General features: G+C 71.8%; 17 protein-coding genes. 9 read left to right on the top strand and 8 right to left on the bottom strand.

Annotation, left to right across the window (positions count from 1 at the left end; translation table 11 throughout):
- Positions 1-459: 459 nt before the first annotated feature.
- The 3 genes from ACIG5E_RS09350 (at position 460) to ACIG5E_RS09340 (ending at position 3,317) form a co-directional block, all read left to right on the top strand.
- Complete coding sequence (locus ACIG5E_RS09350; protein ID WP_396532611.1) at positions 460-1,020, top strand: MarR family winged helix-turn-helix transcriptional regulator; 561 nt, start codon at positions 460-462, stop codon at positions 1,018-1,020.
- A gap of 76 nt (positions 1,021-1,096) precedes the next feature.
- Complete coding sequence (locus ACIG5E_RS09345) at positions 1,097-1,435, top strand: DUF3817 domain-containing protein (protein WP_396532609.1); 339 nt, start codon at positions 1,097-1,099, stop codon at positions 1,433-1,435.
- Between the two features lie 196 nt (positions 1,436-1,631).
- Positions 1,632-3,317, top strand: a complete 1,686-nt coding sequence (locus ACIG5E_RS09340; protein ID WP_396532608.1) for a methylmalonyl-CoA mutase — start codon at positions 1,632-1,634, stop codon at positions 3,315-3,317.
- A 122-nt stretch (positions 3,318-3,439) separates the two neighbouring features.
- On the opposite strand, the gene ACIG5E_RS09335 is transcribed toward ACIG5E_RS09340, so the two are convergent.
- Positions 3,440-3,991 carry a TetR/AcrR family transcriptional regulator gene (locus ACIG5E_RS09335; RefSeq protein ID WP_396532738.1) on the bottom strand — a complete coding sequence of 184 codons (552 nt, stop codon included), beginning with the start codon at positions 3,989-3,991 and terminating at the stop codon, positions 3,440-3,442.
- 500 nt (positions 3,992-4,491) lie between these two features.
- Between ACIG5E_RS09335 and ACIG5E_RS09330 the strand changes: the two genes are divergently transcribed.
- From ACIG5E_RS09330 to ACIG5E_RS09315, 4 genes are all read left to right on the top strand, one after another.
- Complete coding sequence (locus ACIG5E_RS09330) at positions 4,492-5,484, top strand: tetratricopeptide repeat protein (RefSeq protein WP_396532606.1); 993 nt, start codon at positions 4,492-4,494, stop codon at positions 5,482-5,484.
- Between the two features lie 724 nt (positions 5,485-6,208).
- On the top strand, positions 6,209-6,880 hold the full coding sequence (locus ACIG5E_RS09325; protein ID WP_396532604.1) for a DUF6230 family protein: 672 nt from the start codon (positions 6,209-6,211) through the stop codon (positions 6,878-6,880).
- 138 nt (positions 6,881-7,018) lie between these two features.
- Positions 7,019-7,750, top strand: a complete 732-nt coding sequence (locus ACIG5E_RS09320) for a DUF6114 domain-containing protein (protein ID WP_396532602.1) — start codon at positions 7,019-7,021, stop codon at positions 7,748-7,750.
- Positions 7,747-9,216, top strand: coding sequence for a hypothetical protein (locus ACIG5E_RS09315; RefSeq protein ID WP_396532601.1), 1,470 nt, complete (start codon positions 7,747-7,749; stop codon positions 9,214-9,216). Before ACIG5E_RS09320 ends, ACIG5E_RS09315 begins: the two co-directional genes overlap by 4 nt.
- A gap of 87 nt (positions 9,217-9,303) precedes the next feature.
- Here ACIG5E_RS09315 and pyk read toward each other — a convergent pair whose 3' ends face one another.
- The 3 genes from pyk to pta all read right to left on the bottom strand — a co-directional run bounded on the left by pyk (position 9,304) and on the right by pta (position 14,175).
- Positions 9,304-10,731, bottom strand: coding sequence for a pyruvate kinase (pyk, locus tag ACIG5E_RS09310; RefSeq protein ID WP_396532600.1), 1,428 nt, complete (start codon positions 10,729-10,731; stop codon positions 9,304-9,306).
- Positions 10,732-10,825: 94 nt separating this feature from the next.
- Positions 10,826-12,049 carry an acetate kinase gene (locus ACIG5E_RS09305; RefSeq protein ID WP_396532599.1) on the bottom strand — a complete coding sequence of 408 codons (1,224 nt, stop codon included), beginning with the start codon at positions 12,047-12,049 and terminating at the stop codon, positions 10,826-10,828.
- Positions 12,046-14,175, bottom strand: coding sequence for a phosphate acetyltransferase (pta, locus tag ACIG5E_RS09300; protein WP_396532598.1), 2,130 nt, complete (start codon positions 14,173-14,175; stop codon positions 12,046-12,048). Before pta ends, ACIG5E_RS09305 begins: the two co-directional genes overlap by 4 nt.
- A gap of 178 nt (positions 14,176-14,353) precedes the next feature.
- On the opposite strand from pta, the gene ACIG5E_RS09295 reads away from it, so the two are divergent.
- Positions 14,354-14,635, top strand: coding sequence for a type II toxin-antitoxin system Phd/YefM family antitoxin (locus ACIG5E_RS09295; RefSeq protein WP_396532596.1), 282 nt, complete (start codon positions 14,354-14,356; stop codon positions 14,633-14,635).
- The gene (locus tag ACIG5E_RS09290; protein ID WP_396532595.1) at positions 14,632-15,036 is read left to right on the top strand and encodes a type II toxin-antitoxin system VapC family toxin; all 405 of its coding nucleotides are present in this window, start codon (positions 14,632-14,634) and stop codon (positions 15,034-15,036) included. The genes ACIG5E_RS09295 and ACIG5E_RS09290 overlap by 4 nt, the downstream gene beginning before the upstream one ends.
- A gap of 113 nt (positions 15,037-15,149) precedes the next feature.
- On the opposite strand, the gene glgB is transcribed toward ACIG5E_RS09290, so the two are convergent.
- The 4 genes from glgB to ACIG5E_RS09270 form a co-directional block, all read right to left on the bottom strand.
- Positions 15,150-17,564 (bottom strand): 1,4-alpha-glucan branching protein GlgB, encoded by a 2,415-nt coding sequence (gene glgB / locus ACIG5E_RS09285; RefSeq protein WP_396532593.1) that lies wholly within the window; start codon positions 17,562-17,564, stop codon positions 15,150-15,152.
- A 69-nt stretch (positions 17,565-17,633) separates the two neighbouring features.
- Positions 17,634-19,124 carry a maltokinase gene (locus ACIG5E_RS09280; RefSeq protein ID WP_396532591.1) on the bottom strand — a complete coding sequence of 497 codons (1,491 nt, stop codon included), beginning with the start codon at positions 19,122-19,124 and terminating at the stop codon, positions 17,634-17,636.
- Between the two features lie 251 nt (positions 19,125-19,375).
- Positions 19,376-21,100 carry a maltose alpha-D-glucosyltransferase gene (treS, locus tag ACIG5E_RS09275; RefSeq protein ID WP_396532590.1) on the bottom strand — a complete coding sequence of 575 codons (1,725 nt, stop codon included), beginning with the start codon at positions 21,098-21,100 and terminating at the stop codon, positions 19,376-19,378.
- Positions 21,097-23,052 carry an alpha-1,4-glucan--maltose-1-phosphate maltosyltransferase gene (locus ACIG5E_RS09270; protein WP_396532737.1) on the bottom strand — a complete coding sequence of 652 codons (1,956 nt, stop codon included), beginning with the start codon at positions 23,050-23,052 and terminating at the stop codon, positions 21,097-21,099. Before ACIG5E_RS09270 ends, treS begins: the two co-directional genes overlap by 4 nt.
- Between the last annotated feature and the right edge of the window lie 208 nt (positions 23,053-23,260).

Below are 23,260 nucleotides of genomic sequence, written 5' to 3'. Positions count from 1 at the left end.
CGCCGCGTCCCGGGGGCCGGGGTCGGCACCTGAGGGGCGGGACGGGCGCTGACGTGCGAGGACCCCGAACGGTCGGGCGGCTGCCACCGGTTGGGTGGGGGTGGTGGCTGCCGAACGGGGTTGGCGGAAAGCATGACAATCGAGCAAATCAAATGACAGGTCTTCCTCATGAATTGGCCAAGTCCCGCCAAGACGAAGCATTGTGAACGGAAGGACAAAGGGGATCTTTTACCCCGGCTTTCAGCGGGGTCGGGTCCGAATCGAGGCCTGACAGCTCGATGTTCGGTCGTCCGGCGGTCAACCCCGGTACGCCGGAAGCCTGTTGCCGTCCATTCACACCGACGCAATGTTCAGGTATGGACCTGGCCGTCCGATTGGCGGGATCCCGCCACCGTGTCCCGCTTGTCCACCATCAGGACAGCTGGTAGCACACGTCCCGTCCGCCGGTACGGTAAGGAGGTGGCCAAGCCCCTCGCACTCGACTTCGACCCGATCGCCCGCGCCGACGAGCTGTGGGCCCGCCGCTGGGGCACCGTGCCCTCGATGGCGGCGATCACCTCGATCATGCGCGCGCACCAGATCCTGCTGTCCCGGGTCGACGCGGTGCTCAAGCCGTACGGTCTGACCTTCGCCCGGTACGAGGCGCTGGTGCTGCTGACCTTCAGCCGGACCGGCGAACTCTCGCTGTCCAAGATCGGCGAGCGGCTGATGGTCCACCCGACCAGCGTCACCAACACCGTCGACCGCCTGGAGCGGGCCGGACTGGTCGCCCGCCGGCCCAACCCGCTGGACGGCCGCGGGGTGCTCGCCGCGATCACCGGGCGCGGCCGCGAGGTGGTCGAGGAGGCCACCCGGGAGCTGATGGCGATGGAGTTCGGGCTGGAGGAGTACGGCCCCGACCAGTGCCGTCAGGTGTTCGAACTGCTCAAGCCGCTGCGGGTCGCCGCCGGGGACTTCACGGAGCCGGACGAGGGGGCCGCCGAAGGAGCTGCGGAGGGGGCTGCTCGGGAGCGGCCGTGAGGACGGCTACCCTCGTGGGAGCGGTGCGCGGATCCGGGCGTACCGGCTGAAACTGCCGAGCGAGGCGAGGAAGAGTATGAAGACGACCCCCCTGCTGGGCTGGTACCGCGGCCTGGCCATTGCGACCGGCTGCGCACTGCTGGTGTTCTGCGGCTTCATGGTGGCGAAGTACGGCTTCGGCGCCGCCGAGGACCTGACCACCTACGTCGCGATGCTGCACGGCTACCTGTACATCGGGTACTTCGTGGTGACCTTCCTGCTCGGGCAGAAGCTGAAGTGGCCGCTCGGTCGGCTGGTGCTGACCCTGGCGGCGGGCTGCATCCCGTTCCTGTCCTTCGTCTTCGAGCGCAAGGTGGCCCGCGAGGCCGCCGAGCAGCTCCCGGCGGGCGGCGCCCGCCAGCCGGCCGGCGTCTGAGCCTCCGGGCCGCACGGCTCCGCGAAGAGCGCCCCTTCCCCGATCCGGGGCGGGGGCGCTCTTCGGTTCTCCGGATCACCGCCTTTCGTGGCGGGCCGCCGTCGACAACTACTAGGACGTCCGAGTAAATTAGTAGGACGTCCTAATAGCTGTGCCGCCCGGTGCCGTGGCGGCCGTACGGAGCGGAGTTCGGCCCATGGACGCCGAGGAGATCGAGCGCGGACGGCAGCGCTGGCAGCAGCGGTACGACAAGGCCCGCAAGCGGGACGCGGACTTCACCACCCTCTCCGGCGACGAGGTCGAGCCGGTCTACGGCCCCGCCCCCGGGCAGCCCGTCGAGGGCTTCGAGCGGATCGGATGGCCGGGCGAGTACCCGTTCACCCGCGGCCTGCACCCCACCGGCTACCGCGGCCGCACCTGGACCATCCGCCAGTTCGCCGGCTTCGGCAACGCGCAGCAGACCAACGAGCGCTACCGGATGATCCTGGACGCGGGCGGCGGCGGCCTCTCGGTCGCCTTCGACATGCCCACCCTGATGGGCTACGACTCGGACGACCCCAAGTCGCTCGGTGAGGTCGGCCACTGCGGCGTCGCCATCGACTCGGCCGCCGACATGGAGGTGCTGTTCGACAGCATCCCGCTCGGCGACGTCACCACCTCGATGACGATCAGCGGCCCGGCCGTCCCGATCTTCTGCATGTACATCGTGGCCGCCGAGCGCCAGGGCGTGGACCCGGCGGTGCTCAACGGCACCCTGCAGACGGACATCTTCAAGGAGTACATCGCCCAGAAGGAGTGGCTCTTCGCCCCCGAGCCGCACCTGCGCCTGATCGGCGACCTGATGGAGCACTGCGCCCAGGGCATCCCGGCGTACAAGCCGCTGTCGGTCTCCGGCTACCACATCCGCGAGGCCGGGGCGACGGCCGCGCAGGAGCTGGCGTACACCCTCGCGGACGGCTTCGCCTACGTCGAGCTGGGCCTGTCCCGCGGCCTGGACGTGGACGTCTTCGCGCCCGGCCTGTCCTTCTTCTTCGACGCCCACCTGGACTTCTTCGAGGAGATCGCCAAGTTCCGCGCCGCGCGCCGGATCTGGGCCCGGTGGATGCGCGACCGCTTCGGCGCCAGGACCGACAAGGCGCAGTGGCTGCGCTTCCACACCCAGACCGCCGGCGTCTCGCTCACCGCCCAGCAGCCGTACAACAACGTGGTGCGCACCGCCGTCGAGGCGCTCTCCGCGGTGCTCGGCGGCACCAACTCGCTGCACACCAACGCGCTGGACGAGACCCTGGCGCTGCCCTCCGAGCAGGCCGCCGAGATCGCGCTGCGCACCCAGCAGGTGCTGATGGAGGAGACCGGCGTCACCAACGTGGCCGACCCGCTGGGCGGCTCCTGGTACGTCGAGGCGCTGACCGACCGGATCGAGCAGCAGGCCGAGGCGATCTTCCAGCGGATCCTGGACAAGGGCCGCGAGGACCACGAGATCGGCCCGATCACCTCCGGCATCCTGCGCGGGATCGAGGAAGGCTGGTTCACCGGCGAGATCGCCGAGGCCGCCTTCCAGTACCAGCAGGCGGTGGAGAAGGGCGAGAAGCGCGTGGTCGGCGTCAACTGCCACCCGCGCAGCGTCACCCCCGACCTGGAGATCCTGCGGGTCAGCCACGAGGTCGAGCGCGAGCAGGTGCGGGTGCTGGGCGAGCGCAAGGCGGCGCGGGACGAGGCGGCGGTGCGGGCCGGGCTGGACGCCATGCTGGCGGCGGCGCGCTCGGGCGAGTCGATGATCCCGCCGATGCTGGACGCGGTGCGCGCCGAGGCGACCCTGGGCGAGATCTGCAACGCGCTGCGGGAGGAGTGGGGGACGTACCGGGAGAACGCGTCGTTCTGACGGCCCGATAGAGGCTGATCCGGCTGACGGAGCCGCCCCGTACGGAAGTTGGTGCGGGGCGGCTCCGCCGTGCCCGGAAGCCCTGCCCGCAAGCCCTGCCCGCAAGCCCTGCCCGCAAGCCCTCAGCCCGTGGTGAGCGGCCCGAGCAGCAGGTCGGTGAAGCGGCGGATCCACTCGGGGGTGATCGGCTCGCCGCTGACCAGGACCCGGTGTTCGACCGTGCCCGCGATGGTGTCGAAGATGATGTCGACCTCCTCGCGGGCCGATCCGGCGTCGGTGTCCGCTTCGAGTTCGCCGCGCGCCTGGGCGGCCGCCCGGCCCTGCCGGACCAGCCGCTTCTGCGGGTCCACGATCGCCTCCCGGATCCGGCGGCGCAGCTGCGGGTCGCGGGTGCCCTCGGCGAACAGGGCGAGCAGTGCGGCCTGGGTCTCCGGGCGGGCCAGCAGGTCGGCGAACTGGCCCACCACGGCCTCGATGTCGGCCCGCAGGCTGCCGAGGTCGGGCATCACGAGGTCGTCGAAGAGGCTGGCGACGGCGTCCACCACGAGTTCGTTCTTGGACGGCCAGCGGCGGTAGAGCGTGGTCTTGGCGACTCCGGCCCGGCTCGCGACGTGGCCCATGGTCAGTCCGCCCCAGCCGAGTTCGGCGAGGGCCTCGCGGGTGGCGTCGAGGATCGCGAGGTCGGCGGCGGCGCTGCGCGGGCGTCCCTTGGCCCGGGACGCGGTCGGCCCCTCCTGGACTGTGCTGTCCCGGACTGTGCTGCCCGGGACCGCGCTGTCCGGGCTCGCGGAGGGCTGGGCGGCCGGCACCGGTTCTCCTTGCGATTTACTGGTAAGTAACCTGGGTGGGGCTGGTAACGGTAGCGACTGTTCGCCGATTCGGGCAGCCGGGCGGCCCGGGAAAGTGGGGCAGCTCACGTCCCCGAACCGCCGGTGGGGCTTGCGGCCGGGCCACCGGCTCCAGTTACGCTACGACCTGTAGCGAAAGCAGTGACAACCAGGCGCCGGACCCCGTGGGACGGGGACGGCGCGGGCGCGGGTGGGGATCCGCGCCGAACGGTTCAGGCTACCGGGGGAGGGGCGCACCGCCCGGGATCCCGCACCGCGCAGCCCGCGCGGGGCGACTTTCCGGAGGTTGGTGCCCGCGAGCAGCGCGGACGGGGGAGGATGGTGCCATGCAGCCACGGAATTCGCGTCTCAACAGTGCCGCCCTGCGCGGTGCGGTCGACCTCGCCGCAGTGAAGGCGGCCGGTGAGGCCGCCCAGAAGGCCGAGCAGGCCCGGGCCGAGCGGGCCCGTCAGGCGGCCGCCGCCGAAGCGGACGGAGTCGCCCCCCAGCCCGCCTACGAGCTCGTCATCGACGTCACCGAGGACACCTTCGAGACCGAGGTCGTCCAGCGCTCCACCGAGGTGCCGGTCGTCATCGACTTCTGGGCCGAGTGGTGCGGGCCCTGCAAGCAGCTCAGCCCGATCCTGGAGGGCCTGGCCGAGGAGTACGCCGGCCGCTTCGTGCTCGCCAAGATCGACGTTGACGCCAACCAGCTGATCGCCCAGCAGTTCGGCATCCAGGGCATCCCGGCCGTGATGGCCGTGGTGGCCGGCCAGCTGGTGCCGCTGTTCCAGGGTGCGGAGAGCGCCGCGAACGTCCGCAAGGTGCTGGACCAGCTGATCCTGGTCGCCGAGCAGCGCTTCGGCATCTCCGGCGGCGCGGTCGCCCCGGGCGAGGCCGCGGACGCCGTCGGCCCGCAGCGGCCGGAGGACCCGGCGCTGGCCGCCGCGCACGACGCGCTGGACGCCGGCGACCTGGGCGGCGCCATCCGGGCCTACCAGAACGTGCTGATCGACCAGCCGGGCAACACCGAGGCCAAGCTCGGCCTGGCCCAGGCCGAGCTGCTCAAGCGGGTCGAGGGCCTGGACCTGCAGGCCGTCCGGGCGGCGGCCGCCGCCGACCCGAAGGACGTCGAGGTCCAGCTGCAGGCGGCCGACCTGGACCTGGTGGGCGGTCATGTCGAGGACGCCTTCGGGCGCCTGGTGGCCACCGTCGGCCGGACCTTCGGCGAGGACCGGGACACCGCCCGGCTGCGCCTGCTGGAGCTGTTCGAGGTGATCGGCCCGGAGGACCCGCGGGTCGTCGCGGCCCGTGCGGCGCTGGCCCGCGTGCTGTTCTGAGCCTCGTTCCCGACAGGCCGGGCCCGGTCCTGGCACCGAGTGCCTGGCACGTCGGATGACCTGCGGTGTCGCCTGGGGATTTGGCGACAATCCGGTCAACCGGACAGAGGTTTACCAAATCTTGATTTCACCCGTGGGTGGTCACGTTCAGTGACCACCCACGGGTGTTTCGCTGCTGTTTCCGGCAGATTTCGTCGCCACGGTTTATTCAAGGCGTCACGCAGGGTGCAAATCGCGCCAATTCCATGATCAATGCCACCTGGTGTTGCATTACCCGTCAGTAAGGCACCCCTTGTGCTTCGCCCGGGATTCAAGCACGATCGGCCACGCCCGGTCCCAGACTCCACACCCTCCGACAGCCGGTCGGCCACGCGGAGCGCGGGATCCCCACCGGGTGATCCGCCGACTCCGGTCGGCGGTAGGGAGGGCAGGGGGGTATCCGCGGTCCCACGGCGGTTCCTGTCCTCGACCGGCCGCGCGGCCCTGCGCGGTCGCTGGTTGTCGCTCGGGGGTGATCGCCGATGTCGTCGGTCCGACCCGTCGTCCCACAGGGACGGCCGGTTTCGGGACGGGAGTGCCGCAGCATGCCGGCCGCTCCCGCGTCCGACGACGGCCGAGGCGCTCTCCGCTACCGAGGACGTAGCTCTCTCCCATCCCAGGCCCCCACCGGCGCGGGACGCGCCGCCGGGGAGCCGGAGATGTACGTCCTAGAAGGAGGACTCGCATGTCCAAGACCTACGGCAAGACCCGCTGGAAGCGCTTCGCCCTGGTGATGGTGCCGAGCGTCGCGGCCACCGCGATGGTCGGCGTCTCGATCGCCAACAGCGCGCTCGCCGCCTCGTTCAGCATTTCCGGCCAGCAGTTCAAGGTCAGCACCGACCAGCTGCACGGCACCAACTTCGCCCAGTTCGGCTCGGTGGACATCGAGGCGAACGGCAAGCCGCACCCGGTCGCGGTCTCGGCCTTCGACCACGCCACCATCAACAACCTGTGCCAGTCGGTGGTGACCGACCTGTCCGCGTTCGGCCTGGGCAAGATCACCCTGCAGCTGCACGCCGGCACCGACGCCGCCAAGCCGGTCGAGGCCTCGAACCTGCTGATCGACCTGGAGCAGCTGAAGGCGGACGCGACCTTCACCGACATCAACATCGGTCAGGACGCCTCCACCCTCTCCGGCACGGCCACCCAGGGCTGGGCCCCGCACGCCGGGGTCACCAAGGCGGGCGGCGGCGCCGGTCTGCCGACCGGTCCGACCGGTTTCGCCCAGTCCGCCAAGGTCGCCGACCTGAGCGGCGTCCAGCAGACCGCGCGGGCCACCTCGGCCGGCACGTTCAAGCTGAACGGCCTGAACCTCGCGCTGAAGAGCGGCGACGGCGCGGGCAACGAGTGCTTCTGAGTCTCGTCTGACGGCACGCCGAGCGGCGTGCCGGGGTGACGGGTCCACCTGGGGCCGGGGGGCGGCGGATCATCAGCCGCCCCCCGGCCACCCCCCTTTTTTCGTTCCAACCTCGTAGCGACGTCGAGGAGTTGCACCATGTCCAGCGCAACGGTCGAGACGCGGCCCCGCCAGCAGAACCCCATCGGGTGGCTGTGGCGGCACTTCCGTGAATTCCGCCGCACCAGGCCCTTCTGGGGCGGACTGCTGGCCATGATCGCCGGCGTCCCGATCCTCTACTTCCCGTACGCCCACCTCACGTTCGGCGGGCTGACCATCGCGATGTCCACCACGGCCGGCGCCGGGTCGCTGATCATCGGGGTGCTGATGATCATCCTCGGTCTGACCGCCTGGTTCCAGCCGGCCGTCCGGGTCTTCGCGGGCATCGCGACCATCCTGCTGACGCTGGTCTCGATCCCGGTCTCCAACCTCGCGGGCTTCGGGCTGGCGCTGCTGCCGGGCCTGATCGGCGGCGGGCTGATGGTCTCCTGGGCACCGCTGCCGGAGCCGTCCACCGCGCCGGCCGGGGGGCGGCGGGCTCGCCGCGGCAAGCAGGCGGACAACGCGGTGGCGCGGAGCGTCGCCACCGAGCCGGCCACCGCCGAGGCAGCCGAAGCCGTCGCCACCGCCGAACCGGCCGTTGCCGAACCGGCCACCGCCGAGACCGCCGCCACCGCCGGAGCGCCCACTGCCGGAGCGCCCACCGCCGAAGCGCCCACCGCCAAGCTGCCCGCCCAGGGCGGCGCGCAGAAGGAGCCCGCCCCCGAGCCGGCCGCCGAGGCCGCCGTCCCGCAGCAGGGCGCCACCGGGGAGCAGGAGGAGGCGCGGTGACCGGGCCGGCCGAGCAAGCAGAGGGCACGGCCGTCCCCGCGCAGCGCTCCGGCCGGCACGCGGCGCCGCGCACGCCGGTGCGGGTCAGACTGAGAGGCCGCGCCCTGGCGATGGCCGCGGTGCCGACCGCGCTGCTGATGGCCGCGGCCTACACGCCCAACCCGGCGGTGGCCGAGTCCGCGGCGGGCAAGCCCTGCGGCAACGCGCCGGTCACCGTCCCGGACGTGGCGCCGATCGAGACGCCCGTCCCCAAGAGCGAGCTGCCCGAGCCGCCGCCCGCACCGTCCGGCACGCCCGGTACGTCCGGTACGGCCACGACGGGGGCGCCCTCGACCGGCCCCAGCTCGGTGCCGACCACCACGCCGACCCAGGCACCGACCTCGGCCCCGAGCACCGCGCCGGTCAAGCCGCCGGCCGCCGGTACGGCCAGCACTCCGCCCGTTGCCCGCTCCGCCGCCACCGGCGGTTCGGGCGCGGTGAGCGCGGTCTACCAGGGCAGCGGCAACGGGACGGCCACCGCGAGCCGGGCCGGACTGATCGACGACATCGTCGGCGGCATCAACCACCTGCTGGACCCGGGGAGTTCGGCCACCCCGACGCCGAGCGCGACACCCAGTGCCACCCCCCAGGTCCCGGCCGCCCCGGCCCCGCGGGTCGGCACCCCGGCGCAGCCCGCCCAGTCGCAGGCCCCGGCCGTCGGCGCCCAGCAGGCCGCGCCGCCCGCCGCCCAGTCCTCGGGCAAGCAGTCCTCGGGCGGGCAGTCCTCGGGCGCCCAGCCCTCGGCCGGGCAGCCCTCGCCGGGCGCCACCGCGTCCGGCGGGAAGTCGAGCACCAAGGCGGCCCCGTCCGCGACCCCGTCGGCGGACGCCCCGGCGACCCCGGCGGCCACCGCGACCCCGTCCGCCTCGCCCACCGCCAACCCCAACTGCGACGTGGACGCCCGCAACCTGACCGCCGGCGCGGCCTCCTCCGAGCAGGTCGTGCCGCTGCAGAACTGGACGCTGCAGAGCAGCCGGCTGGGCCTGCACGGCGCGGCCTTCCACGGCGTCTACGACGTGAAGACCCCGACCGGCACCAAGCGGGTGCTGAAGTTCGTGGTCAACACCGTGGACATCGAGAACCTCGACATGTCGACCCTGGAGGGCAACGGCGTCACCTTCCACGTCCAGGGCGCCCCGGGCTCGACCTCGACCATGCGCAACGGCCAGGTCACCATGTACGTGGAGCGGCTGTCCGGCCACCTGTCCAAGCTGCTCGGCCTGCCGATCCCGATCGACCTGGGCGAGATCACCCTCACCCCGGACACCCTGCCGCGCTGGCTGTACGACCTGATCGGCTCCGTCCCGATCCCGCTGGACCTGGAGCTGACCGGCGTCACCGCCAAGCAGGCCGGCCAGTTCGGCGGCACCCTGCACATCCCGGGGATGCACATGTTCAACGACAACGCGCCCTACAGCGACAAATAGGCACGCGCCGAAGCGGTAACGCCGGTGGGTCGGCTCTCCCGTGAAGGAGGGCCGACCCACCGGCGTTCGTATGGTCCTACCGGGGCGTCACTCGCCGTGGCTGCCCAGACGGTGCACCTGCACCAGGTTGGTGGTGCCGGGGACGCCGACCGGGACACCGGCGGTGACGATCACGGTGTCGCCCTCGCTCAGCTCGCCCAGGCGCAGCAGCTCGCGGTCGACCTGCGCGACCATCGCGTCGGTGGTGGCCACCTGCTCGGTGACGTACGACTCGACGCCCCAGCTCAGCGAGAGCTGATTGCGGGTGGCCGCGTCCGGGGTGAACGCGATCACCGGGATCGGCGAGCGGTAGCGGGACAGCCGGCGCGCGGTGTCACCGGACTTGGTGAAGGCGATCAGCGCCTTGCCGTTCAGGAAGTCGCCCAGCTCGCAGGCGGCGCGGGCGACGGAGCCGCCCTGGGTGCGCGGCTTGCGGCCCGGGTTGAGCGGCTGCAGGCCCTGGGAGACGAGCTCCTCCTCGGCCTTCTCACAGATCCGGCTCATGGTGCGGACGGTCTCGACCGGGTACTTGCCGACGCTGGACTCGGCGGAGAGCATCACCGCGTCGGTGCCGTCCAGGATGGCGTTGGCGACGTCGGAGACCTCGGCGCGGGTCGGCCGCGAGGCGTGGATCATCGACTCCATCATCTGGGTGGCGACGATGACCGGCTTGGCGTTGCGGCGGGCCAGGGTGATCAGCTGCTTCTGGACCAGCGGCACCCGCTCCAGCGGGTACTCGACGGCCAGGTCGCCGCGGGCGACCATGATGGCGTCGAAGGCGAGGACGATCTCCTCCATGGCCTCGACGGCCTGCGGCTTCTCGATCTTGGCGATGACCGGCACCCGGATGCCGACCTCGTCCATGACCTCGTGGACGTCCTTGATGTCGTCGGCGTTGCGGACGAAGGACAGGGCGACCATGTCGACGCCCAGGCGCAGCGCGAAGCGCAGGTCGTCCTTGTCCTTCTCGGACAGGGCGGGCACGTTCACGGCCGCGCCGGGCAGGTTGATGCCCTTGTTGTTCGAGAGCACGCCGCCCTCGACCACCACGGTCTTCACCCGCGGGCCGTCGACGCTGACGACCTCCAGGGCGATGACGCCGTCGTTGATCAGGATCGGGTCGCCGGGCTTCACGTCGCCGGGCAGGCCCTTGTAGGTGGTGCCACAGATGTGCTGGTCACCGGGGACGTCCTCGGTGGTGATGGTGAACTCGTCGCCGTTGTCGACGGTCACCGGGCCGTTGGCGAAGGTCGCCAGACGGATCTTGGGACCCTGGAGGTCGGCCAGGACGCCGATGGCCTTGCCGGTGTCCTCCGAGACCTGGCGGACCTTTCGGTACCGCTCCTCGTGGTCCGCGTGGTTGCCGTGGCTCATGTTCAGTCGGGCGACGTTCATGCCCGCCTCGACGATGGCCTTCAGCTGTTCGTAGGAGTCCGTCGCCGGACCCAGGGTGCAGACAATTTTCGCTCGGCGCATATGGATCAGTCTATCCGTTCGTGTTATAGGTGCATTCGGCACGGATCGGGAGGAATCGCCGACGAAGGGTTTCGAGGAGTGAGACGATTTCGTGTCAGTCCTCGGACAGTCCGCCCTCCCGGTGCACCAGGGCGAAGGCCTGTCGGGCGATCTCCAGCTCCTCGTCGGTGGGCACCACCGCGACCGCCACCCGGGAGTACGCGGGCGAGATGATCCGGGCCTCGCCGGAGCGCACCGAGTTCAGCTCCGGGTCCACGGCGATGCCCAGCTCCTCCAGTCCCGCGGTGGCCGCCGCGCGCACCGGCGCGGCGTTCTCCCCGACGCCCGCGGTGAACGCGATCGCGTCCACCCGGCCGAGCACCGCGTAGTAGCCGCCGATGTACTTGCGCAGCCGGTGGACGTACGCGTCGAAGGCGAGCCCGGCGTCCGCGTCCCCCTCGTCGGCACGGCGCATGATCTCGCGCATGTCGTTCTCGCCGCACAGGCCGCGCAGGCCGCTGCGGCGGTTCAGCAGGTCGTCGATCTCGTCGATCGACAGGCCGCCGACCCGGTGCAGGTGGAACACCACGCCGGCGTCGATGTCACCCGAACGAGTGCCCATGACCAGGCCCTCCAGCGGAGTGAGGCCCATCGAGGTGTCCACGCAGCGGCCGCCGCTGACCGCCGAGGCGGAGGCGCCGTTGCCCAGGTGCAGCACGATCACGTTGACCTCGGCCGGGTCCTTGCCCAGCAGCCGGGCGGTGGCCCGGGAGACGTACTGGTGCGAGGTGCCGTGGAAGCCGTAGCGGCGCACCCGGTGCTCGTCCGCGACGGCCTTGTCGATCGCGTACCGGGCCGAGTACTCGGGCATCGAGGCGTGGAAGGCGGTGTCGAACACGGCCACCTGCGGCAGGTCGGGCCGCAGTGCGCGGGCCACCTCGATGCCGGTGATGTTGGCCGGGTTGTGCAGCGGCGCGACCGGGATCAGCCGGCGGATCTCCTTCAGCACCTCGTCGGTGATCACGGTCGGCTCGGTGAACCGCTTGCCGCCGTGCACCACCCGGTGGCCGATCACGGCCAGCTCGGGGGAGTCCAGCCCGAGGCCGTCGGCGGCCAGCTCCTCGGCGACGGCCTTCAGCGCGGCCGAGTGGTCCGGGAAGGCCTGCAGCTGCTCGCGCTTGTCTCCGCTGTGCGGGGCGTGCACCAGCCTGCCGCTGGACTCGCCGATCCGCTCGACCAGTCCGGAGGCCAGCCGGGCGCCGTCCAGCATGTCGATCAGCTGGTACTTGACCGACGAGGAGCCGGCGTTCAGTACCAGAACGCGGGTTCCTTCACTCATGCCTTCGGCTCCTTGTGGTCCTGGGACTGGATGGCGGTGATCGCGACGGTGTTGACGATGTCCTCCACCAGCGCCCCGCGCGAGAGGTCGTTGACGGGCTTGCGCAGCCCCTGGAGCACCGGGCCGACCGCGACCGCGCCGGCCGAGCGCTGGACGGCCTTGTAGGTGTTGTTGCCGGTGTTGAGGTCCGGGAAGATCAGCACGGTCGCCCGCCCGGCCACCGCCGAGCCCGGCAGCTTGGTGGCCGCGACGTGGGCGTCCACCGCCGCGTCGTACTGGATCGGGCCCTCGACCAGGATGTCCGGCCGCAGCTCGCGGACCAGCTCGGTGGCCTTGCGGACCTTGTCGACGTCCGCGCCCGAGCCGGAGGTGCCGGTCGAGTAGGAGAGCATCGCGACCCGCGGCTCCACCCCGAACTGGGCGGCGGTGGCGGCGGACTGGATCGCGATGTCGGCCAGCTGCTGGGCGTCCGGGTCCGGGTTGACCGCGCAGTCGCCGTACACCAGCACCTTGTCGGCCAGGCACATGAAGAAGACGGAGGAGACGATCGAGGCGCCCGGCGAGGTCTTGATCACCTCGAAGGCGGGCCGGATGGTCGCCGCGGTGGAGTGCACCGCGCCGGAGACCATGCCGTCCGCGATGCCCTCCTGGACCATCAGGGTGCCGAAGTAGGAGACGTCGGTGACCACGTCCAGGGCCAGCTCGACGGTCATCCCCTTGTGGGCGCGCAGCCGGGCGTACAGCTCGGCGAACTGGCGGCGCAGCGGGCTGGTGGCCGGGTCGACGATCCGGACCTGGGCGCGGTCGGCGCCCGGCCGCTCCGCCGGGAGGTCGATGCCCAGGCCCGCGGCCTTGCGGCGCACCACGTCGACCTCGCCGAGCAGGGTGAGGTCGCAGATGTTGCGGCGCAGCAGGATCTCGGCCGCGCGCAGCACCCGCTCCTCGGTGCCCTCGGGCAGCACCACGTGCCGTCGGCCGGCCCGGGCGCGCTCCAGCAGCTCGTGCTCGAACATCATCGGGGTGACCCGCTCGGACCGGCCGACCTCGATCCGGTTGGTCAACTCGACGGTGTCGACGTGCAGTTCGAACAGGCCGAGGGCGATCTCGGCCTTCCGGGGGCTGGCCGCGGTGAGCTTGCCCTCCAGGTGGGTCAGGGTGGCGGCGGTGGGCCAGCTGCCCTCGGGGACGAACGCGACCGGGGTGCCGGGGGCGAGCCGGGCGGCGAGCGCCATGACGTTCGGGCCGGGGTGCTGGCCGAGGGTCAGCAGCACGCCGGCGATCGGCGGGGCGCCGGCCGCGTGCGCGGCCAGCGAGCCGATCACCAGGTCGGCGCGGTCCCCGGGGGTGACGACCAGGGCGCCCTCGGTCAGGGCGTCCAGGAAGGTGGGCAGCATGGCGCCGCCGAAGACGAAGCCGCGTACGTCCCGGGCCAGGCCGGCCGCGTCGCCGAGCAGCACCTCGGCGCCGGTCGCCTCGACCAGCTGGGCGACGGTCGGCGCGGCCAGGGCCGGCTCCTCCGGGATGACGTAGGCGGGGATCGGCAGCTTCTCGGTGAGGGTGCGCTGGATCCGCTGCTTGGCGCCCGGGGTGACCCGGTTGGCGATCATCGCCAGGGTCTCGCAGCCGAGGTCGGTGAACGCCCGGTGGGCGTTGCGCACCTCGGCGATCACGGCCTCCGGCTCCTTGCCCTGCCCGCCGAGCACCGGCAGCACGGCGGCGCCGAACTCGTTGGCGAGGCGGGCGTTGAAGGCCAGCTCGTCCGGGATGTTGGTGTCCGCGAAGTCGGTGCCGAGCACCAGCACCGCCTGGCAGCGCCGCTCCACCGCGCGGAAGCGGTCGACCAGGGTGGAGACCAGTTCATCCTGCCCCTGGGCGGCCTGCAGCGCGGCGGCCTCCTCGTAGGTGAGCCCGTACAGCTCCGAACTCGGCAGGTCGATCCGGTACCGCCCGCGCAGCAGCTCGACCACGTGGTCCGACCCCGGTTCGCCGGGCGCGGCGGCGTGCACCAGTGGACGGAACACCCCGACCCGGTCCACCTGGCGGGTGAGCAGTTCCATGACCCCGAGCTCGACGGCCTGCCGGCCGTCCCCCCGGTCGATCCCGGTCACGTACACGCTGCGCGCCACGTGGATGTCTCCGTCCCGTCGCCTCGGAAGGTGGTCATATCGACCATACCTTCGCACTGCGAACGGCCGTCCGCGAGCAGAGGGGCATCGGAGCGGCAAGGGGCCGACGGCCCCGGTCCGGGACTTGCGTCGACGCGCACCCTTGATGTACCTACGTAATGTAGTTACATTGGCTGGTATGGAGACCATGGGACTGCGTGAACTGAACCAGAACCCGTCCAAGGCGGTCGCGCGGGTCCGGGCCGGCGCGACGATCGTCGTGACCGACCGTGGGCGGCCCGTGATGAGACTGGTGCCGGAGACGGCCCCGGAGTCGATCCTCGAACGCATGATTGCGTCCGGCGAGGTCACTCCGCCCGCCGAGCAGGGCATGCCCGAGCTAGCCCTCGACCTGCTGCCGGACGTCGGCAGCCTGTCGGACCTTTTGATCGAAGACCGGAACCGGGAGCGCGACCGTTGATCTATCTCGACTCGTGTGCGCTGCTGAAGTTCATCAAGCCCGAGCCGGAGACGGCCGCGCTGCGCACCTGGCGGGAGGCGCTTCCCGAAGGCACCGAACTGATCACCAGCGAACTGGCCCGGCTGGAGATCACCCGCGCGCTGCTCCGCGCGGGCCTCTCGCACCAGCTGGTCCCGTACCACGTCGATCAGGCGCTTCGGGGCGCCTATCGGGTCGATCTCAGCAGTGCCGTGCTCGCCAGGGCGCTCGCCTACCGCACTCCGCGGTTGGGATCCCTGGACGCGCTCCATCTGGCCAGCGCGGAGCCGTTCCGCGCCGAGCTCACCGACTTCGTCACCTACGACCGCGAGCTCGGCCGGGCCGCCGAGGAACTCGGGTTCCCGGTCACGGCTCCCCGGTGAGCAGCCTGGGCGCACCTCAACGGGGCCGTCAGCGCTCGGCGTTGACGGCCTCGGAGTCGGACAGCGAGCCCCCCGCCTGCTGACGATCAGTCTCAGGCGGGGAGCCTACGGGCTCAGGCCGGGCGGAGCCAGAGGGTGGCGAGTGGGGGGAGGACCAGTTCGGCGGAGCGGGGCTGGCCGTTCCACTCGACCGGTTCGGCCTTGATCGGGCGGGAGTTGCCGATGCCGCTGCCGCCGTAGGTCTCGGCGTCGGTGTTCAGCAGTTCCTCCCAGAGCTGCTCGCGGCCGCCCAGAGGGGGCAGGCCAACCCGGTGGCCGTGCCGGACGACGGGGGAGAAGTTGCAGACGGCGACCAGCGGGGTGCCGTCGGCCGCGTGGCGGACGAAGGAGAGCAGGTTGTCCTCGGCGGCGCCGCCGTCGAGCCAGCGGAAGCCGTCCGGGGTGGTGTCGAGCTCCCACAGGGCGGGGGTGTCGCGGTAGATCCGGTTGAGGTCGCGGACCAGGCGGCGCACGCCCAGGTGGTCCGCCTGGGCCGGCCACTGCTCGTCGAGCACCCACCACTGCGGGCCCTGCTCGTGGTGCCACTCCGCGCCCTGGGCGAACTCCTGCCCCATGAACAGCAGTTGCTTGCCCGGGTGGGACCACATGAAGCCCAGGTAGGCGCGGTGGTTGGCGCGCTGCTGCCACCAGTCGCCGGGCATCTTGGAGACCAGGGCCTGCTTGCCGTGGACCACCTCGTCGTGCGAGATCGGCAGGATGTAGTTCTCGGAGTAGGCGTACACCATCGAGAAGGTGATCTCGTTGTGGTGGTACTTGCGGTGCACCGGCTCCTTGGACATGTAGACCAGCGAGTCGTGCATCCAGCCCATGTTCCACTTCAGCCCGAAGCCGAGGCCGCCGGCGTCGGTGGGGCGGGTGACGCCGTCCCAGGCGGTGGACTCCTCGGCGATGGTGATCACGCCCGGGCAGCGCCGGTAGACGGTGGCGTTCATCTCCTGCAGGAAGGAGGCCGCGTCCAGGTTCTCCCGGCCGCCGTACTGGTTGGGCGTCCAGCCGCCGTCCTCGCGGGAGTAGTCGAGGTAGAGCATCGAGGCGACGGCGTCCACCCGCAGGCCGTCGATGTGGAACTCCTCGCACCAGTAGACGGCGTTGGCGACCAGGAAGTTGCGCACCTCGGTGCGGCCGTAGTCGAACTCCAGCGTCCCCCAGTCGGGGTGCTCGGCGCGCAGCGGGTCGGCCGGCTCGTACAGCGGCTCGCCGTCGAAGCGGGCGAGCGCGAAGTCGTCCTTGGGGAAGTGCGCGGGCACCCAGTCGACGATCACGCCGATGCCGTGCCGGTGCAGGGTGTCCACCAGGTACCGGAAGTCGTCCGGGGAGCCGAGCCGGGCGGTCGGGGCGTAGTAGCCGGAGACCTGGTAGCCCCAGGAGCCGCCGAAGGGGTGCTCCATGACCGGCATGAACTCCACGTGGGTGAAGTTCAACTCCTTGAGGTAGCGCGGCAGTTCCTCGGCGATGGCGCGGTAGCCGGTGAGGTCGGGCCGCCAGGAGGCCAGGTGCAGCTCGTACACCGACATCGGCGCGCGGTGGTGCGCGGTGCGGGCCCGGCGGGCCATCCACTCGCCGTCCTGCCACCGGTAGGCGGAGGAGGTGACCACCGAGGCGGTGCCGGGCGGGCACTGGGCGGCCCGGGCCAGCGGGTCGGCCTTGTCGAGCACCCAGCCCTGCCGGGTGTGGATCTCGTACTTGTAGGTGGCGCCCTCGGCGAGGCCGGGGACGAACAGTTCCCAGATGCCGGAGGAGCCGAGCGAGCGCATCGGGTGGCCGGTGCCGTCCCAGTGGTTGAAGTCGCCGATCAGCCGGACCCCGACGGCGTTCGGCGCCCAGACCGCGAAGGCGGTGCCGGCGACGCCGTCGACGGTGCGCACGTGCGAGCCGAGCGCCTGCCACAGCTGCTCGTGCCGGCCCTCGGAGATCAGGTGCAGGTCGAGCTCGCCGAGAGTGGGCGGGGTGCGGTAGCCGTCGTGCTGGCGGATCGGCTCGCCGCCGGGGTAGCCCACCAGCAGGGTGTAGTCGGGGAGTTCGTCGCCCACCAGCAGGCCGGTGAACAATCCGCCCTGCTGGTGGGTGAGTTCGGCCGGGCCCTGGTCGGTCTCCACCACCACCCGCTCGGCGAACGGGCGCAGCACCCGGATCGCCGTCCCGCCGTGCACCGGGTGCGCGCCGAGCAGCGCGTGCGGGTCGTGGTGCTGCCCGCTCACCAGCCGGTCCACCTCGGCCGGCGGCAGCGGCGCCTCGGGCAGGCGCAGGGCGCCGAGGGGGGTGTCCGCCGGAACGCCCGAAGGGGCGTCGGGCCGGGGCTCGTCGGCCTTCCGGGGTTCGTCGGTCCCCCCGGGCTCGTCGGTCCCCCCGGGCCCGTCGGCCTTCCAGGGCTCGTCGGCCTCCCGGGCCTCGGCCCGATGGGGGGTCCCGGCCAGGAAGGTGGCCGGAACGGGGCGGGTGGGGCGGCCGGTCGGGTCGAGCGGCGTCACGGCGTGGTCCTCCAGCGGCGGGGATGGGCGAACTCGTGGCGGGACAGGGCGGGACAGCGGGGCGGGCGGTCAGACGGACAGGGCGAGCCGGTTGATCGCGGCCAGCGGGATGGGCAGCCAGCTGGGCCGGTGCCGGGCCTCGTACACCACCTCGTACACCGCCTTGTCGATCTCCAGCGCCCGCATCAGCTCCGGCGAGGCCGCCGGGTCGGCGCCGCCCCCGGCGGTGTAGCCGGCGCAGAAGGCGGTGCGGTTGCGTTGGGCCCAGGCGGCGGCGAGGTGGGCGAGCTCCGGGTCGACCGGGCCGCCGGCCAGCAGGTGGGCGGCCGCGTAGTCGAAGGAGCGCAGCATCGCGGCGACGTCGCGCAGGGCCGGCTGCGGCTCGCGGCGCTCGTTGACGGACTTGGCGGGCTCGCCCTCGAAGTCCAGCAGCACCCAGCCGTGCGGGGTGCGCATGGCCTGCCCGAGGTGGAGGTCGCCGTGGATGCGCTGGACCGGCAGGCCGTCCGGGTGGGCGTCGGCGAGCTGCTGGAAGGCGGTGCGCAGGGCGGCCCGGAAGCGCAGCAGTCCGGGGACGGCGGCGACCGCGCTGTCCAGCCGGTCGGCCATCGCGGTGGCGAGCCGGCCGGTCTGGGTGCGGTCGAGCCGGGCGACCGGCATCGAGCGGGCGAGCACCCGGTGCACTTCGGCGGTGGCCCGGCCGAGCCGGTGCGCCTCGATGGCGAAGTTGCCGGGGGAGCGGTCCCCCTTGAGCCGGCCGACCTGGTCGAGGGCGAGCTCCCAGCCGTCCTCGGCGTCCGGCAGGTAGCGCTGGAGCAGTCCGAGGGTGGCGGGTTCGGCGCGTTCCATCCGGCTCTCGAACCAGGCGGCGACCCGGGGGATGCGGGTGGAGCCGGCCCGGGAGAGGGCGAGGGAGAGTTCGAGGTCGGGATTGGTGCCGGGGTGGATGCGCCGGAAGAGCTTGAGGATGTACGAGGTGCCGTAGATGACCGAGCTGTTGGACTGTTCGGCGGTTGAGGCGCGGCCGGGCAGGTTGGCGGGCAGCCCGGAGCCGGGGGTGCGGCGGAAGGACAGCGAGCCGAACCGGTCGCCGGTGGCGAGGTGTTCCAGCAGCCGCCCGGTGAGCTCGGGGTCGTGGACGGCGTCGTAGAGGGCGGCGCCGTCGTACGGCCCCTGGCTGAGCCGGCCGAGTACGGCGCCGGGTTCGATGCCCGCGGGGCCCTGGGAGCGGATGCCGAGCAGGAGTTGGTAGGTGTCGCCGTGTGGCAGCCCGGCCGTGGTGGCGTGCTCGACCCGCAGCAGCAGGTGCAGCAGGGCCGGGTCGCCGACCTGCAGCGGGGTTCCGACCACCGGGACGAGTCCGGTGATGGGCCGTCCCTTCCCGGCGTACCAGCGCTGGGTGGGGAGCCACTCGGCGATCAGCGGCAGGGCCGCCTGGACGAGCTCGCTGACCCCCAGGGCGGTTCTCCGGGGCCCGGTGCCCCGCGCGCCCGGATGCGCGGCGGAGCCGGCCGGGGCGTCGTGCTGCACATGGGCTTGAGAACGGGAGGTTTCGGACATGACTCCCTTTCCCCGGAAGCACGCGGACTGCCCGACGGGTCGTGGCCGGGGTCCGTCAGTCTTCCGGATTTCGGCGGCGCGGCGGTCGCGGCACGCGAGCACGGCTCGGGTGTCACGCCTTCGTGTGGACAGCCGTTGGGCTGTTCTCCGTACGCGGTGGTGCAGAGAACTCCGGGGGCGCGGGGTTCAACTCGCGCCCCCGGAGGGTCTGGTGGTGCTGTGCGGGCCGCGATGGCAGGTGCGGCGGATCGTTACTTCGATCGCCTGGTCCCGCTCAGGCGCGGGGGCTGCCGGAGCTGGAACCAGTAGAAGCCGTGCCCGGCCAGCGTGAGCAGGTAGGGCCACTCGCCGATCGACGGGAAGCGCACCCCGCCGATCAGCTCGACCGGGTACCGCCCGCCGTACTGCCGCAGGTCCAGCTCGGTCGGCTGCGCGAACCGCGAGAAGTTGTTCACGCACATGACCAGGTCCCCCTCGTGCTCGCGCACGAAGGCCAGCACGGCGGGGTTGCTGGACGGCAGTTCGGTGTAGGTGCCCAGGCCGAACGCCGGGTTGAGCTTGCGGATCTCGATCATGCGACGCGTCCAGTGCAGCAGCGAACTCGAACTGCTCTGCTGCGCCTCGACGTTGGTCACCTGGAAGCCGTACACCGGGTCCATGATGGGCGGCAGACTGAGCCTGCCCGGGTCGGCGGAGGAGAAACCCGCGTTGCGGTCCGGGGTCCACTGCATCGGCGTGCGCACGCCGTCCCGGTCGCCCAGCCAGATGTTGTCGCCCATGCCGATCTCGTCCCCGTAGTAGAGCACCGGCGAGCCGGGCAGGGAGAGCAGCAGGGCGGTGAACAGCTCGATCTGGTTGCGGTCGTTCTCCAGCAGCGGGGCGAGCCGGCGGCGGATGCCCACGTTGGCGCGCATCCGCGGGTCCTTGGCGTACTCCGCGTACATGTAGTCGCGCTCCTCGTCGGTGACCATCTCCAGGGTCAGCTCGTCGTGGTTGCGCAGGAAGATGCCCCACTGGCAGCCGCCCGGGATCTGCGGGGTCTTGGCGAGGATCTCCGACACCGGGTACCGGGACTCCCGGCGCACGGCCATGAAGATCCGCGGCATCACCGGGAAGTGGAACGCCATGTGGCACTCGTCGCCGCCCGCGGTGAAGTCGCCGAAGTAGTCGACCACGTCCTCCGGCCACTGGTTGGCCTCGGCGAGCAGCACGGTGTCCGGGTAGTCGGCGTCGATCTCCTTGCGGACCCGCTTGAGGAACTCGTGGGTCTCCGGCAGGTTCTCGCAGTTGGTGCCCTCCCGGGCGAACAGGTAGGGCACCGCGTCCAGCCGGAAGCCGTCGATGCCGAGGTCGAGCCAGAACCGGAGCCCGGCGATCATCTCGTCCTGGACCCGGGGGTTGTCGTAGTTGAGGTCCGGCTGGTGCGAGAAGAACCGGTGCCAGTAGTACTGCTTGCGGACCGGGTCGTACGTCCAGTTGGAGGTCTCGGTGTCGACGAAGATGATCCGGGCGTCCGGGTACTGCTTGTCGTCGTCGGCCCACATGTAGAAGTCGCCGTACGGCCCGTCCGGGTCCGCCCGGGAGGCCTGGAACCACGGGTGCTGGTCGCTGGTGTGGTTCATGACGAAGTCGATGATCACGCGCATGCCGCGGGCGTGCGCGGCGTCCGTGAACTCCATGAAGTCGGCGATGTCACCGAACTCCGGCAGCACCGACTTGTAGTCGGCGACGTCGTACCCGCCGTCGCGCAGCGGCGAGGCGAAGAACGGCGGGAGCCAGAGGCAGTCGACCCCGAGCCACTGGAGGTAGTCGAGTTTGGCCGTGAGCCCCTTGAGGTCCCCGACCCCGTCGCCGTTGCTGTCCTGGAAGGACCGCACCAGCACCTCGTAGAAGACCGCACGTTTGAACCACTGGGGGTCCAGGTTCTTCTTCGAGGTCTCCGGGAAGGTGTCGGGGACGGGCTCGTTCACTGTCACGCTGGGTTCCTCCGAACCGTGAGGAGGTGAGCCGGCTCGGCTGAGGGATCGAGCCGGACGTAGTTGTGCCGGCCCCAGGTGTAGACGGCGCCGGTGAGCTCGTCGTGCACCACGTGGGGCCCGTCGCAGTCGAGCGTCACGGTGGCCTCCTGGACGTGGTGCGGGTCGAGGTTGACCACGGTGATGACCTGGTCGGTGAGGCCCCCGGGGGTGGTCGCGGTCTTGGAGTAGGCGAGCACCTGCTCGTTGTCGGTGGGGTGGAAGCGCAGGTCGCGCAGCTGCTGCAGGGCGGGGTGGCGCCGGCGCAGCCGGTTCAGCACGGTGAGCAGCGGGGCGAGGGTGTCGGTGCGGTTCCAGTCGCGCGGGCGCAGCTCGTACTTCTCCGAGTGCAGGTACTCCTCGGAGCCCGGGTGGGCCGGCTCGTTCTCGCACAGCTCGTAGCCGGCGTAGACGCCGTAGCTGGGGGAGAGGGTGGCGGCGAGCACCGCGCGGATCGCGAAGGCGGCCCGGCCGCCGTGCTGGAGGTAGGCGTGCAGGATGTCCGGGGTGTTGGCGAAGAAGTTGGGGCGCATGTAGGCGGCCGCGTCGCCGGTGAGTTCGGTGAGGTACTCGGTGAGTTCGTTCTTGGTGTTGCGCCAGGTGAAGTACGTGTACGACTGGTGGAAACCGATCTTCGCCAGGGTGTGCATCATCGCCGGGCGGGTGAAGGCCTCCGCCAGGAACACGACATCGGGGTCGGTGCGGGCGATGTCGGAGAGCACCTTCTCCCAGAACACCACCGGCTTGGTGTGGGGGTTGTCGACCCGGAAGATCCTGACGCCGTGGGACATCCAGAACCGGAGGATCCGGACGGTTTCCTTGACGATTCCGTCCATGTCCTGATCGAAGTTGACCGGATAGATGTCCTGGTACTTCTTCGGCGGGTTCTCGGCGTACGCGATGGTCCCGTCGGCGCGGTGGCTGAACCACTCCGGGTGCTTGTTCACCCACGGGTGGTCCGGGGAGCACTGGAGGGCGAAGTCCAGCGCCACCTCCAGGTGCAGCGCACTGGCCTCGGCGACGAAGTGGTCGAAGTCCTCGATGGTGCCGAGGTCCGGGTGGACCGCGTCGTGGCCGCCCTCGGGCGAGCCGATCGCCCAGGGCGAGCCGACGTCGTGCGGACCGGCCGTCAGGGTGTTGTCCGGGCCCTTGCGGAACGCTCGTCCGATCGGGTGGACCGGTGGCAGGTAGACCACGTCGAAGTCCATCGCGGCGATCGCCGGCAGCCGCTCGGCGGCGGTGCGCAGGGTGCCCGAACGCGGCGGCTCGACCCCGTTCGGGTCCACCACCGCACCTTCCGAGCGCGGGAAGAACTCGTACCAGGAGCCGAACAGCGCGCGCTCGCGGTCCACCTGGAGCGGCAGCGGGCGGGAGGCGCTGAGCAGCTCGCGCAGCGGGTGGCGGGCCAGCAGCTCCAGCACCTCGGGGGCGAGCGCGGCGGCCAGCCGGGACAGCGGCGGCAGCCCCGGGTCGCGCAGCGCGTCCACGGCGGCCAGCACGTGCGCGCGGCCCTCCTTCTTCGGCACCCCGGCGGCGGCCTGCTCCAGCAGCCGGGCGCCCTCCTCCAGGACCAGCGCGGTGTCGATCCCGGCCGGCAGCTTCACCGCGGCCGTCCTGCGCCAGGTGGCGACCGGGTCGCTCCACGCCTCCACCAGGTACGACCAGCGGCCGGGCGCGGTCGGGGTGATGTGCGCGCCCCAGCGGTCGGTGCCCTCGGCGAGCTCGCGCATCGGCGTCCACGGGCCGCTGCGGCCGCGAGGGTCGCGCAGCACCACGTTGGCGTTGACGGCGTCGTGGCCCTCGCGGAAGACGGTCGCGGTGACCAGGAAGGTCTCGCCGACGACGGCCTTGGCCGGGCGGCGGCCGGCGTCGATCTGGGGGCTGACGTCCAGGACGGGGATGCGGCCGATCACGGTGTCGCTCTCTGTCGTCTTGCGGGCGGAGGGCTTGGTGGCGGTCTTGGCGGTGGGTTTGGCGGTGGGCTTGGCGGTGGTGGCCTTGGCGGCGCCGGTGGTGCTCTTGCCCGCGGCGCGCTTGCGGGCGGGCGGCTCGGCGTCGGCCGCGGCCGCCCCAGGGTCGGCGGCCCGGCCGGTGGCGGCCGTCGCGGTGGTGCGGCGCGTG

Source organism: Kitasatospora sp. NPDC053057, assembly GCF_044546945.1.
GTDB lineage: Bacteria > Actinomycetota > Actinomycetes > Streptomycetales > Streptomycetaceae > Kitasatospora.
Note: the sequence above shows the minus strand (reverse complement) of the source record. Positions and strands in the feature narration are given on the sequence as shown.